Below are 15,341 nucleotides of genomic sequence, written 5' to 3'. Positions count from 1 at the left end.
TATTATGGCTGATACACGTTATACGCCTGGTCAAGAGAAGACCATCAAGACGCTTGATAAGCCTCTTTTTGTTGCAGCAGGTGCTGGTTCAGGAAAAACTTTTACGCTTACACAGAGAATTGTGTGGGCTTTAAAAGAAGGCTCTGGAGCTGATGGAAAGCCGTACTTGAGTAGTCTTGACCAGGCATTGATTATTACGTTTACCAATGCTGCAGCTACAGAAATTAAGGAACGCGTTAGGGAAGCTTTAGAAAAAGAAGGCCTGCATAGCGCTGCGTTGCAGGTTGATGATGCGTGGATTAGTACTATCCACGGTATGTGTAGCAGAATCTTAAAGATCCATGCACTTGATTTGGATCTTGATCCTGAGTTTGAAATCATTGACGACATGACCAGAAATCAGCTGGTTACCATATCTATTGAAGAAGTACTCAGGGAGCTTTCTCAAGATGAAAGCTATGCTGAATTCCTTTCTACTTACGCAGGGAACAGAGATGCGCTGAAGTCCCGTATTGAAACGCTGATCTCGTATGCTCAGTCATCTCCTCTAGGAATAGATTCTATTTCGTTTGTAGGGGACAGCTCTGACCTGGATGTTCTAAAAGCAGAGCTTGAGAGTTTATGTGGTGCACTTGAAGCGTTCAAGGCCGCAATTGCTGAAAAGAAACCAGATGAAGCAGAGCAGCTACAGAGTGTTCAATCTGAGCTTTTAAGTAAATTGCAGCAACACTTGGTCCTCTCGCTCACTGATTTTGACCAGGCGTTTTGGGAGGCTCTGGGAAAAGCCGTCAAGGCCGTTCGATCTTCAAAAGAAATAAAAATGGTAAGAGATGAAGCTGTGTACCAGCTTAAAGTTTGTAGCTCTTTATTTGGGCTTATTCAGGATGTGTCTGAGGGTCAACGTCTGAAAGATGTTACAGAGCAGGTCTACAAGCTCTTTAAACAGAAGAAACTTGCTATTGGCGGCCTTGATAACGATGATCTTTTGCATCTAACGGCAAAGGTGTTTGAAGAGCATCCGGAGATTGCGGCTGTTTACACAGATAAATTCAAGCTTGTAATGGTTGATGAGTTCCAAGATACAGACCAGCAGCAAGTGCAGATGATTAAGAGTCTCTCGGGTAAAGATGCCCAATATCTCACAACAGTTGGTGACGCGCAGCAGTCAATTTATCGTTTTCGCGGCGCTGATGTTGATGTGTTCTTCAGACGTCAAGCAGAGGTTCCAGAAGATTTACAACCCCGTCTTGTAGATAATTTCCGCAGCCATAATGAGATTTTGCGATTTGTTGCAAAAGTTTGTAGTGCTGATGGCATGATTGCTGACTTTATGGATCTGTCCGCTGGGCGAGAAGAGCCTACAACTCCGTTCATTGCTCATTCACCACGAGTGTATTTTGAAGTAACAAAATTTGTAAAGTCAGGAAGCTCTAAGCCGGGCGATGATATTTCAAGAAAACAACTTGTCGCCCATCAACTTGCGGACAGAATTAACACGCTTATGCAGGATGAGAATATCCAAGCAAAAGATGTTGCAATTTTGATGTCATCGGTTAAAGAGGCACAGCCTTATATTGAGGCACTTCGTACCTTTGGAATTGAAAGCGTGGTTTCTGGAGCTTCAACTTTTGGTGAGCAGCCTGAGGTTGAACTGATTGGCAGTCTTTTACAGACACTCGCAAATATGTACGATTCATACGAAGGACTATTTCCTGTACTCTCGAGCGAAATTTTTAATCTTGATGCGTCAGATTTGCTTCTACTAGGTACTAATTTTGGAGAAAATGGACAGAAGATTACTAATAGAGATATCGCGGAGTCATTGGTAAATGACGCGTTTAATCCACCTTTTGAGATAAGTCTGAAGCTTAAAAATGCTTTAGAGATTTTGAGTGATGCTCGTAGCTCCCTCTCAAATAATAGAGTTTCAGACGTTCTTAAAAAAGTAGTTCTTGATGCTGGATGGATTTCTCGCCTTCAAAATAAGGGCAATGAGGGACAGTCAAAGATTGCAAATATTTTTGCAGCTCTTGAGCAGATTGATAGTTTGCAAAAGGAGTTAAGCGTTGGTATTGCTTCAGTTGCAAAGGCATTTAGTGAGTGGTGCGGTACGGCTAAAGAGTCACCAAAGGTGCTTCATAGCAGCACTCAAAATGCAGTCACGTTTATGACTATTCACGCATCTAAGGGATTGGAATTTCCTGTTGTTGCTGTTGTGGGGGCAGTTTCTGGTCCTAAGGCATCAGCTGGCGGTGAACCATTTTTGCATGTTAAAAAAGATAATTCGTATCAAATTGCATTCTCTAGCAGTTCTAAAAAACTCAAAAATTTGTATGACGGCTGTCATGAGGTTCCTACAAGTATTGATGAATGTAAGAATCTTCTTAAGTGGAGAATGTTCTTGGAGGCTCAAGAGAATGAGGCTGAAGAGCAGGAGCAAAATCGCTGTTTGTATGTTGCTCTAACACGCGCTCGAGAAGCAGTCATTCTTACCTCAACTATTGATCTCACTAAAGAGGGAATTAGTCCCCGTTATACACGCAAGATTACAGATGCCTTGTTTGAAGAGACACCACTTTCTGCTGGTGAGCATTTATTTGAATATGGCGGCAATCTTGCTGGTTGCATGCGTGTGGTTGAGGGTTCTGGCAAGAAGGATGAGCCGATTCAGGTTGAAGGTTTAGAGTTGGTTGAACCTTCTGATGTCAACCCAAGAGAAGAGAAATACTCTCAAGCTGTTGAAACGTTTGACATTTATGAAAAGGCAGAACTAAGCGTTGCCTCAGAGACTACGTATGACCAGCGAAAAGGCTTCTTTAGTTATTCATCAGCTCACCAACAAATGGCAGAGAATTTTGAGAGTGAGAATAACCAAAAGCTTGAGGAAGAATTCAAGGGAGTAAGTCAAGGACATGAGGCAGACAACCCTCAACCAGCAACTGAAGCTTCCGTTGTTTTGCCTGGCACATTAGCTGATGATGGAGTAGACCCAACCAGCCTTGGTTCAGCCTTCCACGAGCTTGCTCAGATTATGGTTGAGACTCAGTCTAAGGTTGATGAACAAATTATTGATAGATTGTGCTTGAAGAATAGCGTTCCTCAGCGTGCGGTATCACGAGTCAAACAAGCACTTGAATTGTGGAGTAACTCTGAAATAAGACAAGAAGCTTTAGCTCATGATGTGGTTATTGCGGAGTCTCCCTTTACGCTGCAGGTTGATTCTGAATATGGGAACTATGTAGAAGGAGCTATCGATCTTCTCGCTTATAATAGGGGAAGCAAAGATGCGCTGGTAGTTGACTATAAAACGGGTGATAAGGGCCTTAGTGCCGCTCAAATTTATGAGCATCATCAGATGCAAGCAAACTTCTATGCTTACGTTTTGATGCAACGTGGATTTACTAAGGTTGAGTGCGCGTTTGTCTGTGTTGAGATTGAAGAGGCTGGTCAGCCACACGTTGCTCGATACGCATTTGATGCAAACCATCAACCACAGCTTTAAGGAGGCAAGAAACGTGCCTTTTGCACATGTTGTTTTAGACATACCAACTCGTGCTCTCTCTGGCACGTTTGACTACGCTATTCCAAGTTCTTTGGAAGAGACTGCGGTTGTGGGAACAACGGTTTTAGTGCCGTTTTCTCATAGGCAGGTTGTTGGCTATATCGTAGGCGTCTCAGACAGCGTGTCTTCAGGTTTGGATGTTTCGCGCGTCCTTCCGATAACGCAAGTCCTGGCAGGTTCAGCGTTTGATGAGCAGTCTGCGCAGGCAGCAGAGTGGATGAGCAAAGAATACGCTTGCAGTTACGCAGACGCATTACATCCGTTTTTAGCACCTGGTCAAAAGGTTAAAGTCACCAGAAAGGACGCAGAATCTCCATGGCAGCTTGTTTGTGAGAAATCTGGTCCTGTTGATGAGCGTTGGGTTGAGCTGACTGAAAAGGCAACCAACTTTACGCCTGCGGCAAATGCGAGCAAGCAACGCTCGGTGCTTGAGGCGTTGGCGCAAGGTGCGATGAGGTTATCCGAGCTCTCGGCCACAATTCCAGGAGCTCGTAGCGCGGTTACTGCGCTGCAGAAAAAAGGCATTGTTGAGGTCCGCACTCAGCGACAAATTCGCGGAAGCCAAGAGGGATTGGGAACTACGCTTTCAAGTGGCGTAGCGCCACGCCCTCAGCAGCTTACTGAAGGCCAAAAATCCGCTCTTGCAGCAATTGAGGCTGCACAAACTGCTGCCCAGGGCGATGTTGTGCTTATTGATGGTGTAACGGGTTCAGGTAAAACTGAGGTGTATCTCTCTGCAATTGAGAAGACTTTAGCAGCTGGTAAGGGTGCTGTGGTGCTTGTCCCAGAGATTTCTCTTACCGCACAAACAGTTGGCCGATTCCGCTCACGTTTTGGTGAGCAGGTGGCTGTTCTTCACTCAAAGCTTTCACTCGGTGAGCGTTTTGACCAGTGGGATTTGATTAGGCAGGGGAAGGCTCGCGTGGTAGTAGGTGCACGTTCTGCATTATTTGCACCGATCAAAAATCCTGGTCTTTACATCATTGATGAGGAACATGAGGCCTCTTACAAGCAGGATTCACTTCCACGCTATCATGCAAGAGAAGTTGCTGCTCAGATGGCGCGTCTGCGCGGTGCCGCTCTGGTGCTTGGTTCTGCAACACCTTCACTCGAGAGCCTCTACCGAACGGCTCAAGGAAGTTGGCGTGGTACCAACTGGACGCGCGTTGCCATGACCGAGAGGCCTGGCGTGGCGGTGCTTCCGCAGGTCCAGGTAGTTGATATGGCTTCTCAGTTCAAAAACGGAGGCAGATCGGTTTTCTCGGCAGCTCTTGCTCTTGCGCTTCAAGAAATAACAGAGCGTGGCGAGAAAAGCGTTCTACTCCTTAATCGTCGTGGATTTGCAAACTTTTTGATGTGTCGTGAGTGTGGTTGTGTGCCCGAATGTCCGCATTGCTCGACGTCTCTCACGTACCATGAGCGCACGCATTCTCTGGTCTGTCACAGCTGTGGTAGGCAATGGTCTCAGCGTGCGTACCCTAATCCTTCCAGCAAATGTCCAAACTGCGGCAGCCGTTATATGGGTGCATATGGCGTGGGAACGCAGCGTGTAGAAGATGAGTTAAAGCTTCTGCTTGGTGGCGATGCACCAATTATTCGTATGGACGCTGATACCACGGCCAAAAAGGGAGAACATCAGAGACTTCTTGAGCTCTTTGATGCAACCCCTGGAGCGGTGCTCATTGGTACGCAGATGATTGCAAAAGGCTTGGATTTCCCAGACGTTACCTTGGTTGGTGTTATTAATGCTGATACCATGCTTAAGCTGCCAGATTTTAGAGCAGCTGAGAGAACATTTGACTTGCTGGAACAGGTTGCTGGCCGTGCAGGCAGGGGAGAAAAGCCGGGTAAAGTTATCATTCAGTCGTACTGGTCAACACATCCTGCCATTGCTTCTGTTGTGACTCATGATAGGCGTCCGTTTTTGGATGCAGAGCTTAAAGAAAGAAGAGAAGGGGCTTATCCGCCCTTCTCGCGCTTGTCTAATGTGCTTTTCTGGGGTGCTTCAGAAAAAGAAGTTCGTCGCGTAGCAGATCAGATGGCAGATGCTCTTCACGCAAAGTTAGATGCGCAATCCGGATGGGAGATTTTGGGGCCTGCTGATTGTGTAAAGGCTAAGGTAAAAGATAAGTACCGCAGACACATTTTAGTAAAATCTCCCATAGACGCTCAGGTGGGAGAAATTCTTTCTCAATGTGCTGCTTCACTTGATAAAAGAGTGGGTATCAACATGACGTTAGATGTTGATGCTTATGACATGATGTAAGGATTGTTATGAGTTCTGAAATTGATGATATGGTGCTTTGGCCAGACCCTCGTCTGAGCCAAAAGTGCGAAGAAATTGACGATATTAACGACGATGTTCGCAAGATGGCTGAGCATATGCTTAAAGTTATGTATGCCACCGACGGCGTTGGTCTAGCTGGTCCTCAGATTGGCTATATGAAGCGCATGGTAGTCATTGACGTTGATTACCCAAACGGTCAAGAAAACCCTTTTGTGCTCATTAATCCAGAGATTAAAGTTGCGGACGGTGAACCTCGTGTGTATGAAGAGGGCTGTCTTTCATTCCCAGGCATTACCGTTCCTGTTACACGTCCAAGCCACGTTGTCGTTCACGCATATAACCTTGACGGTGATTTGATGCGCTATGAGGCAGAAGGAGACCTTTTTGCCGTTTGTTTGCAGCATGAGATTGACCACATTAACGGAGTAACTATGCCTGATCACTTGGGACCAGGCGCCCGTATGGAGACATTGCGAGAGTATAAAGAAGCGCTGGCTTCTGGCGCTCGCCCTGGTCAGACAGACTATTAGGAGTTGAGATGCGCGTAGTCTTTATGGGAACTCCAGATTTTGCTGTTCCGTCGCTCAAAAAACTTGCTCATGACCACCAGGTTGCTTTGGTTATTACAAGGCCAGATGCTGTTCGTGGTCGTGGGAAGACGCTTGAGCCATCTCCTGTAAAAAAATGCGCACAAGAACTTGATCTGCCCGTTCTTGAGGCAAATCGTATGACTTCAGAAGTAATTTCTGCAATGCGTGAAGCACAACCAGAAGCGCTCTGCGTAGTTGCTTTTGGCTGCATTTTGCCAGATGAAGTTATCTCTCTTGCGCCTTACGGTGCTCTGAACGTGCACGCATCACTGCTGCCTCGCTGGCGTGGAGCTGCTCCAATTCAGCGGGCCATTCTTGCGGGTGATGTGGTTGCTGGCGTTTCCATCATGAAGATTGCGCACGAACTTGACGCAGGAGATTGGTGCAAGCAAGCATCGTGTGAGATTGGTTCAAAAAATACCGAGCAACTTACTGATACATTGGCACATCTGGGTGCTGATGCTTTGTCTGAGGCTCTCTCTGAACTCAAAGATGGCTTTCTTGAGTGGCAGGAACAAGATGAGCGAGAAGTAACGTTTGCTCCTAAAGTTACTAAGCAAGAAATGAAGCTTACTCCAGAAGATTCTGCTCGAGTTAATGTACTGAGGGTCCAGGCTTCTTCTGATGCTGCTCCTGCTCGCGTATCCGTTGGAGGCAGGTCTCTTCGCATATTGAGTGCCCAGCTTGCTCCAAGCGATGTTTCTGTCGCTCAAGGTTCTGTTGCCGTTCAAGATCACAGACTGTTCCTTGGCTGTGCTGAAGGTTCCATAGAGCTTCTTGAGGTACGCCCAGATGGTAAGCGTTCTATGGATGCCCAATCATTTGCCGCAGGACTTCAGAAGTCCCAGATGACCTGGCAGAAGCTGTAATAATGGCTACGCTAACTCCTGCTCGAAAAGTAGCCTATCAGGCATTTTTTGAGTGCAGACGCAACAATCTTTGCGTTCGTGATTACTTAAGAGAGTCAAAGGACTTCTCTGAGCTCTCTGCCCAAGACAAAGCCTTTGCTACGCGTCTTGCACTGGGAGCAACTCTTACCAAGGGTAAACTTGATGAAGCGCTGAAAAATCATCTTAAATCTGGTATTCATCTAGAGCCAAAGGTACAGGATGCTTTCCGCATTGCCGTTTTTGAGGTTCTGTATTTAGAGACAAGACGCGACGCTGCTATCAGCCAAGGTGTTGAGCTGGTAAAGTCTGTATCAAAGCGTTCTTCAGGACTTGCGAATGCTGTGCTTAGAAAGATTTCTGAGCATGAAGCTAACCTTGCTCGTGCAAAGGATCCTCACACACCTTCAGAGCTTTCATGGGCGTCAGGTATTCCTGAGTGGATTTGTTTGGAAATTATAGAGTCACTTGGAAAATCTGCCGCTCAAAGGCTCATTCTTAATTTAAAGAATCCAGCTCCCGTATATGTATTACAAAGAAACTTATCAGAACAACAATTGCAGAACGGTTCTTTAGAGCTACAGAAAACACTTCTGCCTGATGTGTATGAAGTAAAAAATCCTGCTCAGCTTAACGTTGGTGCGTATGTAAAGAAAGTTCAGCTTGTTCCTGCAGATTTAGCATCTCAGCTTGTTGCATTTCTCGCTGCATCTTATGTACATCAAAATATTCTTGAGATTGGGCAGGGTAGAGGAACTAAATCGCTTCTGTTATCTCATGCATTTGAGGTACTTGATAAAAAGAATACTTATATTACTGCTGTTGAGCTTTTAAAAGGAAAGTCTCATATTTCAAAAAGAAGAATGAAGGCAGCTGGTCTTAGAGATCAGGTTACGTCACTTATGTTTGACGCCACACAATTTGCGTCACCAGAGATTCCAGAGGAGTTAAATCAGAACTTTGACGTGGTGTTTATTGATGCTCCTTGTTCTGGCTTGGGCACTCTTCGTCGCCATCCAGAGATTGCATGGAACCTGTCTGCAAATAGTCTTTATGACGGAGGAGAGCTTACCGTTTTACAGACCAAACTTTTGCGTAGCTGCAGCAGTCGTGTAGAAGTTGGTGGCTATTTAATTTATGCAACTTGTTCGCTCTCAAATTCGGAGAATCAGCAGGTTGTAGAAGATTTCCTTGCAAGTTCAGAGGGCTTTGATTTTGAGGTGCAGGATCTTCATGAATGTCCGGCACGCACAAATTTAATACCAGAAGCGCAAGAGTTTCTCGACACATGTATTACGCCAGAGGGATTTTTACAGACTGCTTTTGCCTCTGCTGATTGTGACGCTCATTTTATGGCAGTCTTTAAGCGCAAATAAAAGCTCTTGTTGTGTATTACAACAAGAGCTTGATAGCGCTGTTTAATGAGCGCCTCAAAGGGTTTAGAGTGTGGAATTATTTTCCTTTGCTGTCGGTGTTATAGAAACCGCTACCTTTGAAGACAATAGTTGAGGTGTTGTACACGCGCTCAGTCTCATGTCCACATTTTGGGCACTGAGGAGCTTCAATTTTCAGATTCATTGGACGTTCAATTTCAAAGGTATTGTCGCAGTGTGTGCAGTGATAGCTATAACGTGCCATGCTTCCTCCATGAAAACAATTTCTAAACGTGAGATACTTTACCCTACTTAGAGTGGATATTTCACGATTGCAACTAATAAGTTTGTTTATGGAGGCATTATGCAGGTGACCGGTGCAATTTTTGATTGCGATGGAACCCTCGTTGATTCAATGTGTGTTTGGCACAATGTGTTTAGTGCTGTTCTTCCTAAATATGGCAAGACCGTTGATCCAGACATTTTTAATCGCGTAGAGGCAGTTTCACTCATTGGTGGATGTCAGATTTGTGTTGATGAACTTGCTTTGCCTGTCACAGCAGAAACCTTGTATGAAGAGTTTTGCGCGTACGCAACTGACCAGTATCAACATCACGTTTCAATCGTTCCCGGCGCAAAGGAGTTCTTGCAGGAACTCTACGATGCGGGTATTCCTCTGGCTGTTGCATCATCAACCCCCGTGCGAGAAGTACGTGCAGCCCTTGCAGCTCAAGGTATTGAACATCTCTTTAAAACGGTAGTTTCAACGGAGGATGTTGGGGGAGTGGACAAGGTTGAACCAGATGTTTACCTTGAAGCTCTCCGTCGTCTCGGCACCGATAAAGCGACAACCTGGGTTTTTGAGGACGCTCCGTTTGGTGCTCAGACGGCTCAAAAAGCAGGTTTCCCCGTGGTGGCACTTTATAACGATCATGACGGTAGAGATCCCGTCTTTATGAGAGAACACTCTAATATCTTTGCCCACACTTACGGCGAGTTGTCGCTTCTGCGTCTTTGTGACTACGAGCGTCCTCTGACCAGTGCTCCTTCTGGCGAGAAGCCCCTTGAGGTTCTTATTGTGGGCGGATCCCCAGAGGCTGTCTCAAAAACGACGCTTTCTACCTGTGTCCAAAGCGCTGATTACCTGATAGCGGTTGACCACGGTGCAGATGCATGTCACGTTGCCGGTGTGGTTCCACAGCTTGCGCTTGGAGACTTTGACTCAGCTTCATTAGAAACGGTGACTTGGCTCAAAGAACAGCAGGTACCTTGTATGAAGTTCAATGCGGATAAATATGATACCGACCTTGCTCTTGCTCTTAAGTCCGCTGAGCACGAGGCAATTCGCAGAAATAGTAAACTCTCACTCACGGTCGTCTCTACGTCTGGTGGCCATCTGGATCATCAGCTTGTAGTGCTCGGTCTTCTTGCCGCGTGGGCAAAGACGGGCAAGGCAAAGGTTCGTGTTGTTGAGAATGATTTTGAGATGCGCTTTTTAGCCGCGGATCAAATTGATTCTTGGCAGCTTGATGCATCTGCAACAGGTAAAAAGATTTCTCTTGTTGCTTTGTCAGAGGAGTGCGAGGTTTCTGAGTCTGGCATGAGGTGGAATCTTAATCACGAGAAGTTCACCTTACTTGGAGATGACGGAATCTCAAATATTGTTGAAGCTGACGGGGCTTGGGTCAAGTGCGAGAAGGGCTGTCTTTTGGTGCAGCTTTGGAATTAAGGCATTCACAGAAATGTGGTTGGGGCTGGGTTTAAGTAGCAAAGTTTTTACAAGTAGCATTAAAAAGTGTCGTTAAGAATTGAACTAAGAAAAAAGGTCGCCGAGGCGACCTTTTTACGTTTAAGGTAAAACTAATTGAGTTGCTTAGTTGCGGGCAATCTTGCCGGACTTGAGGCAACGGGAGCAAACATTCATCTTCTTGCGCTGGCCATCGACAACGACAGTAACACGCTGAATGTTTGGTTTAAAGGTGCGGGCCACAGTACGGTGAGAGTGGGAGATGGAGCGACCGGCAACGGCGTGCTTACCGCAGAAATCACAGACCTTCGACATGAGTAAGACCTCCATAGGATAGGCGCTCTCTGCGCCTAAAATTTCCAAATAGCCGAATTAATATAGCACAATATATTGTGTTGTCAAAGCATGAATATAACATTCACAATTAGTTAGCTTTTGAATGTTTTTCATTTATTACGCCAAGATTAAATAACAAGAAAAAGATTTGTCAAATGCTAGGTTATCAACTTGTATATATAAGCCGCTTTAATAATAAATGTGCTCTGCGGTATACTAAATAACAATGACTAACCCTGGTTCTTGCGAGAGGAGTTATGTAATGACTACTGCTGTTCCTGGAACATTAAGAGTTTCTAATGATTGCCTTGCTGACTTGGCAGGTTATGCAGCTATGGAATGTTATGGCGTTGTTGGCATGGCAGAGATTGATGAGGCAGCAGGTGTTGCTCGTCTTCTTCCAACTTACCGACTTCGCAAGGGTATTGATGTAACCCCAACTTCTAAGGGAGTTCAGGTTGACCTCCATATTGTTGTTGAGCAGGGCGTTAACATGGCGTCCGTTGTCGACAATCTTGAGAGCTCAGTAAAGTTTTTGCTTAAGCAAATTGCAGAGCTTTCATGTGTTGATGTAACTGTACATATCGAGGCCATGCGTAATTCTCGCTAAGCTTTTTTGCTTCAAATGAGTAGGAACTGAGGTCTAACGTGATTTCAAATGTCATTCGTACATGCTTCCCTGTAGCAGCACTTGCTGTTGCAGACAAAGCAGAAGAGATCAACAAGCTCAATGTTTTTCCTGTACCAGATGGAGACACCGGCACTAACATGTCCCTTACCCTGGGTACCGTTGTTCGTGAGGTTCAAGATCTTCCTCAAGATGCAAGTATGCAGGATATTGCAAAGGCAATTACTCACGGCTCTCTGATGGGTGCTCGCGGTAACTCCGGCGTTATTACTTCTCAGATTCTTCGCGGTATCGCTGAGGGTCTTTGTGACGTTAAGAATCCTGAGGCAGTAACTCCTAAGGATATTGCACACGCATTCCGCCGCGGTAAAGAAGTTGCTTTTAAGGCCGTTAGAAAGCCAGTTGAGGGTACTATTCTTACCGTTTTAAAGGACGTTTCTGCTAAGGCAGACTCTCTTGAGAAGTCTCAGCTTACCCCAGCAGAGGTCTTAGATGCCCTTGTTGTTGAGGCATATGAATCCGTTGCCCGCACTCCTGAGCTTCTTCCTGTTCTTAAAGAGAACGGTGTTGTTGACTCTGGTGCATTTGGTTTTGCAACTTTCCTTGAGGGCTTTGTAAACGCTGTTACTGGTAAGACTGAAACTACTGACTTTCAGACAACTGTTTCAGTTTCTGACGCTAAGGCTGCCACCAGTGCAAAGGTTGAGATTGAGCTCAACGATGACTGGGAGGGTTCTGAGTACCGTTATTGCAATGAGTTCCTTTTCAAGGCAGATAGTCCTGACTTTGACGAGGAAGCAGCTTTGAATTTCCTTGCAACTATGGGTGATTGCGAGCTTCTTGTTGGCGCAAACCCAGACTACAAGATTCACGTTCACTCAAATACTCCTAATAAGGTTCTTGAGTACATGCTTCAGTATGGTCAGATTTTTGAGGTCTTTATTCATAATATGGACCTTGAGGCTAAGGAGCGTACCGAGAAAATCGCTGAAGATAAGAAGGCTGCAGCAGTACCTAAAAAAGAGCTTGGCTTTGTTGCGGTAACCGCTGGTTCTGGCGCCGCATCAATCTTGAAGTCTCTTGGCGTGGACGTTGTTGTTTCTGGTGGTCAGACCATGAATCCTTCAACTGCAGATATTCTTGCTGCAATTGAAGGGGCCAATGCAGAACAAGTTATTGTTATGCCAAATAACTCTAACATTCGTATGGCGGCAGAGGCGGCTGCAAGTGCATGCGAGAATATTAAGGTTGCAGTTATTCCAACCAAGTCTGTTCTTCAGGCATTTGCTGCAATGTTTGTCGTTGCAGATGGCGTTCCATTTGAAGAGCTTGTCGAAGAGATGACTGATGCTATTTCTGGCGTTCGTTATGGCGAGGTAACTACCGCAGTTCGCGATTCTTCCGCAGCTGACGGTACTCCTATCCATGATGGTGACGTCATGGGTATCCAGGGAGGCTCCATTGATGTTGTCGGCTCCGATGTCATGAAGGTCACGCTTGATCTTATTGCAAAGATGCAAGAGGAGGAAGAGGGTGACAACCTCACCATTCTTGCAGGTGAGGATTTCTCTGATGAGCAGCTCGATTTTCTCGCTAGCAGAGTCGAGGAAGCTTATCCAGATCTTGAGGTTGACGCTCAGCGCGGCGAGCAGCCACTCTATCCAGTTATCTTCTCTATTGAGTAGGAAATGTCTGAGTCCAAGGTAAGCATCGCTCCTGCATCAGAGCGAGTAGCACACACATGCTCGCTTGTTGATAGCGTAACTAGGTTAAGGTATGTCAATGCAAATCGTGCCGAGGCGCTTGAGCGTCTCGGCATTCTGCGCGTTCGAGATCTTTTGCTCAACGTGCCTCACCGCTACCTCGACTTTTCTCATCGCGTACAGATTGCCTTTGCACAAATTGGCGAAGACGCTACCATTACGGGTCGTGTTGCTTCGGTAAAAACCAAGCGTCCACGCCCTAAGATGGTCATTGTTGAGATTGAGGTTGTGGATGACACTGGCGCGCTCACAGCTTCGTTTTTCAGACAGCCCTGGGTGGCTGAACAAATTCACGTTGATGATGAAGTGGCGCTTAGCGGCAAGGTGCTCTTTGCGTATGGCTTCCGTCAGATGAAGTCACCGTTTTACGAGGTGTTGAGCACAGCTAAGTCTGATTCGGCTGATGAGGTTTGTTCTAAAGAGATTCCTTCAAAGGCAGTAATTCTTCCCGTTCATCCAGCTACTGAGGGTGTAAGTCCTGCATGGATGCGACGCATTATGTCGGCAGCTCTGGCGGACACGGGAAGCGTGTGCGACTGGTTTCCCTCAGAGCTTGTCTCCAAACATCACCTTATGTCTCTTTCATCGGCACTTCGTGAGGTTCATTTTCCTTCAAGTATGGAGGCAGCTGAACAAGCCCGACGCCGTCTTGCTTTTGATGAGCTCCTTAGCTTGCAGCTCGCTCTTTTGACGAGAAGAAACTTAGAACTTGCAGGTCATAAGCCGTTTGAACATGTTATAGATGGGCCTAAGGTTCAGGCTCTGATTGAGGCTTTACCCTTTACGTTAACTGATGAGCAAAATCAAGCAGTTCAAGAGATTCTTTCAGATATGGCTGCTCCACATATTATGAATCGCCTGCTTCTGGGTGATGTTGGTACCGGTAAAACAGCTGTTGCTGCCGTTGCCTTAGCTGCTGTGGCAGATTCATCAGCTCAGGCTGCCGTGATGGCTCCTACTTCGGTTCTTGCTCAGCAGTACGCTCAAAAGATTGGTCCTTTGCTTTCATCTGCTGGAATTATGTGGGCTCTTATTACAGGCGCTACCTCTGAAGAAGAAAGGCAGCAGATTGAGCTCTGCCTGGCCGACGGTTCTTTGTCCGTTGTCTTTGGTACCACCGCACTTCTTTCTGAGCGCGTGGTGTTTAAGCAGCTCACACTTGCCGTTGTTGACGAACAGCATCGTTTTGGCGTTGATCAAAGAACGGCTTTGCGTAAAAAAGGACAAGGTGTAGATCTTCTCGCCATGAGCGCAACGCCTATCCCACGTACGTTGGCACTTTCTTTGTACGGAGATGTTGATACGTCTCGTATTACCAAGAGACCAAGGGCAGGAGCGGGGGTTACTACCAAGCTATGCGTACCAGAGAATCTTGATCAAGCGTATGCCGCTGTTGCTGAGGCTGTTCAAGCGGGTCATCAGGCGTATCTAGTTTGTCCTTTGATTGACTCAAATGATTCTGAAGAAGAGCTTGAAGATATTCCTGAGGCCGCCCGCACAAACGGCAAGCTCTACAGTGCGACTCGTGTATATGAGGAGCTTTCACAGACAGTCTTTAAAGACTTTACCTGTGATCTTTTGACTGGTAGATTGCCTGAAGCTCAAAAAGATCAGATAATGGAAAAATTCCGAGCAAACAAGACGCAAATTCTGGTCTCCACAACCGTCATTGAAGTTGGCGTTGATGTTCCTAACGCTACCGTTATGATTGTTTTTAACGCTGACCGCTTTGGTTTAGCCACGCTTCATCAGCTTAGAGGTCGTGTCGGTCGAGGAGACTTCCCAGGAACTGTGTATCTTGCCAGCAATGCCAAGCGAGGCTCTACCGCAAGAAAGCGCCTTGCTGCTCTTGAGCAAACTTCTGATGGTGCACACCTGGCAGAGCTTGACCTTGAGCTAAGGCACGAGGGAGAAACCTTGGGATATCGCCAATCAGGCGGCACTACGCTTAAGATCTCCGATCTCTATGCAGATGCAGATCTTATTGAGGCGGCTCACAAAGACGCTCTGGCAATTACTACACAAGACCCAAATCTAACAAGTGATGCATATGTTACTTTGGGAATTGAGGCAAAAGACCGCTTTGGTATTTATTTTGAAGAGCTTGGCTATAAGTAATAATCTGCAGATAAATTACAGCATTAGATAGGTTTGGTGGCGAGAAACCC

Annotated in this window: 11 protein-coding genes; 9 read left to right on the top strand and 2 right to left on the bottom strand. The window is 46.1% G+C overall.

Going from position 1 to position 15,341, the window contains the following annotated elements:
- Nucleotides 1-4: 4 nt before the first annotated feature.
- Genes APAR_RS04465 through APAR_RS04445 form a run of 5 tightly spaced genes read left to right on the top strand, consistent with a single transcriptional unit; the run spans nucleotide 5 to nucleotide 8,702 of the window.
- Nucleotides 5-3,502, top strand: coding sequence for a UvrD-helicase domain-containing protein (locus APAR_RS04465; protein ID WP_012808956.1), 3,498 nt, complete (start codon nucleotides 5-7; stop codon nucleotides 3,500-3,502).
- A gap of 13 nt (nucleotides 3,503-3,515) precedes the next feature.
- On the top strand, nucleotides 3,516-5,828 hold the full coding sequence (priA, locus tag APAR_RS04460) for a replication restart helicase PriA (protein WP_012808955.1): 2,313 nt from the start codon (nucleotides 3,516-3,518) through the stop codon (nucleotides 5,826-5,828).
- An 8-nt stretch (nucleotides 5,829-5,836) separates the two neighbouring features.
- Nucleotides 5,837-6,379 (top strand): peptide deformylase, encoded by a 543-nt coding sequence (def, locus tag APAR_RS04455; protein WP_012808954.1) that lies wholly within the window; start codon nucleotides 5,837-5,839, stop codon nucleotides 6,377-6,379.
- Nucleotides 6,380-6,387: 8 nt separating this feature from the next.
- Complete coding sequence (fmt, locus tag APAR_RS04450; protein WP_012808953.1) at nucleotides 6,388-7,308, top strand: methionyl-tRNA formyltransferase; 921 nt, start codon at nucleotides 6,388-6,390, stop codon at nucleotides 7,306-7,308.
- Nucleotides 7,309-7,310: 2 nt separating this feature from the next.
- Nucleotides 7,311-8,702, top strand: coding sequence for an RsmB/NOP family class I SAM-dependent RNA methyltransferase (locus tag APAR_RS04445; protein WP_012808952.1), 1,392 nt, complete (start codon nucleotides 7,311-7,313; stop codon nucleotides 8,700-8,702).
- A 76-nt stretch (nucleotides 8,703-8,778) separates the two neighbouring features.
- Here the strand turns inward: APAR_RS04445 and APAR_RS04440 are convergent, their stop codons facing one another.
- Nucleotides 8,779-8,964 carry an FmdB family zinc ribbon protein gene (locus tag APAR_RS04440; RefSeq protein WP_012808951.1) on the bottom strand — a complete coding sequence of 62 codons (186 nt, stop codon included), beginning with the start codon at nucleotides 8,962-8,964 and terminating at the stop codon, nucleotides 8,779-8,781.
- Nucleotides 8,965-9,063: 99 nt separating this feature from the next.
- On the opposite strand from APAR_RS04440, the gene APAR_RS04435 reads away from it, so the two are divergent.
- Nucleotides 9,064-10,428 (top strand): thiamine diphosphokinase, encoded by a 1,365-nt coding sequence (locus APAR_RS04435; RefSeq protein WP_012808950.1) that lies wholly within the window; start codon nucleotides 9,064-9,066, stop codon nucleotides 10,426-10,428.
- A gap of 144 nt (nucleotides 10,429-10,572) precedes the next feature.
- On the opposite strand, the gene rpmB is transcribed toward APAR_RS04435, so the two are convergent.
- Nucleotides 10,573-10,761: a 50S ribosomal protein L28 gene (gene rpmB, locus APAR_RS04430; RefSeq protein ID WP_012808949.1), complete on the bottom strand. Its 189-nt coding sequence runs from the start codon at nucleotides 10,759-10,761 to the stop codon at nucleotides 10,573-10,575.
- 283 nt (nucleotides 10,762-11,044) lie between these two features.
- Here rpmB and APAR_RS04425 point away from each other — a divergent pair, with 283 nt between their 5' ends.
- Genes APAR_RS04425 through recG form a run of 3 tightly spaced genes read left to right on the top strand, consistent with a single transcriptional unit; the run spans nucleotide 11,045 to nucleotide 15,291 of the window.
- Nucleotides 11,045-11,392: an Asp23/Gls24 family envelope stress response protein gene (locus APAR_RS04425; protein WP_012808948.1), complete on the top strand. Its 348-nt coding sequence runs from the start codon at nucleotides 11,045-11,047 to the stop codon at nucleotides 11,390-11,392.
- Between the two features lie 38 nt (nucleotides 11,393-11,430).
- A complete protein-coding gene (locus APAR_RS04420; RefSeq protein ID WP_012808947.1) occupies nucleotides 11,431-13,095 on the top strand; it encodes a DAK2 domain-containing protein in 1,665 nt (554 codons plus the stop codon).
- A 3-nt stretch (nucleotides 13,096-13,098) separates the two neighbouring features.
- Complete coding sequence (recG, locus tag APAR_RS04415) at nucleotides 13,099-15,291, top strand: ATP-dependent DNA helicase RecG (RefSeq protein ID WP_012808946.1); 2,193 nt, start codon at nucleotides 13,099-13,101, stop codon at nucleotides 15,289-15,291.
- Nucleotides 15,292-15,341: the final 50 nt, after the last annotated feature.

Origin of the sequence: Lancefieldella parvula DSM 20469 (assembly GCF_000024225.1) — a bacterium.
Taxonomy (GTDB): domain Bacteria; phylum Actinomycetota; class Coriobacteriia; order Coriobacteriales; family Atopobiaceae; genus Lancefieldella; species Lancefieldella parvula.
This window is presented reverse-complemented; position numbering and strand designations above follow the sequence as displayed.

Excerpts from the sequence above, each read along its gene's own strand:
- APAR_RS04465 (WP_012808956.1), top strand. The coding sequence starts at position 5 with ATGGCTGATACACGTTATACGCCTGGTCAAGAGAAGACCATCAAGACG.
- def (WP_012808954.1), top strand. The coding sequence starts at position 5,837 with ATGAGTTCTGAAATTGATGATATGGTGCTTTGGCCAGACCCTCGTCTG.
- fmt (WP_012808953.1), top strand. The coding sequence starts at position 6,388 with ATGCGCGTAGTCTTTATGGGAACTCCAGATTTTGCTGTTCCGTCGCTC.
- APAR_RS04445 (WP_012808952.1), top strand. The coding sequence starts at position 7,311 with ATGGCTACGCTAACTCCTGCTCGAAAAGTAGCCTATCAGGCATTTTTT.
- APAR_RS04440 (WP_012808951.1), bottom strand. The coding sequence starts at position 8,964 with ATGGCACGTTATAGCTATCACTGCACACACTGCGACAATACCTTTGAA.
- APAR_RS04435 (WP_012808950.1), top strand. The coding sequence starts at position 9,064 with ATGCAGGTGACCGGTGCAATTTTTGATTGCGATGGAACCCTCGTTGAT.
- rpmB (WP_012808949.1), bottom strand. The coding sequence starts at position 10,761 with ATGTCGAAGGTCTGTGATTTCTGCGGTAAGCACGCCGTTGCCGGTCGC.
- APAR_RS04425 (WP_012808948.1), top strand. The coding sequence starts at position 11,045 with ATGACTACTGCTGTTCCTGGAACATTAAGAGTTTCTAATGATTGCCTT.
- recG (WP_012808946.1), top strand. The coding sequence starts at position 13,099 with ATGTCTGAGTCCAAGGTAAGCATCGCTCCTGCATCAGAGCGAGTAGCA.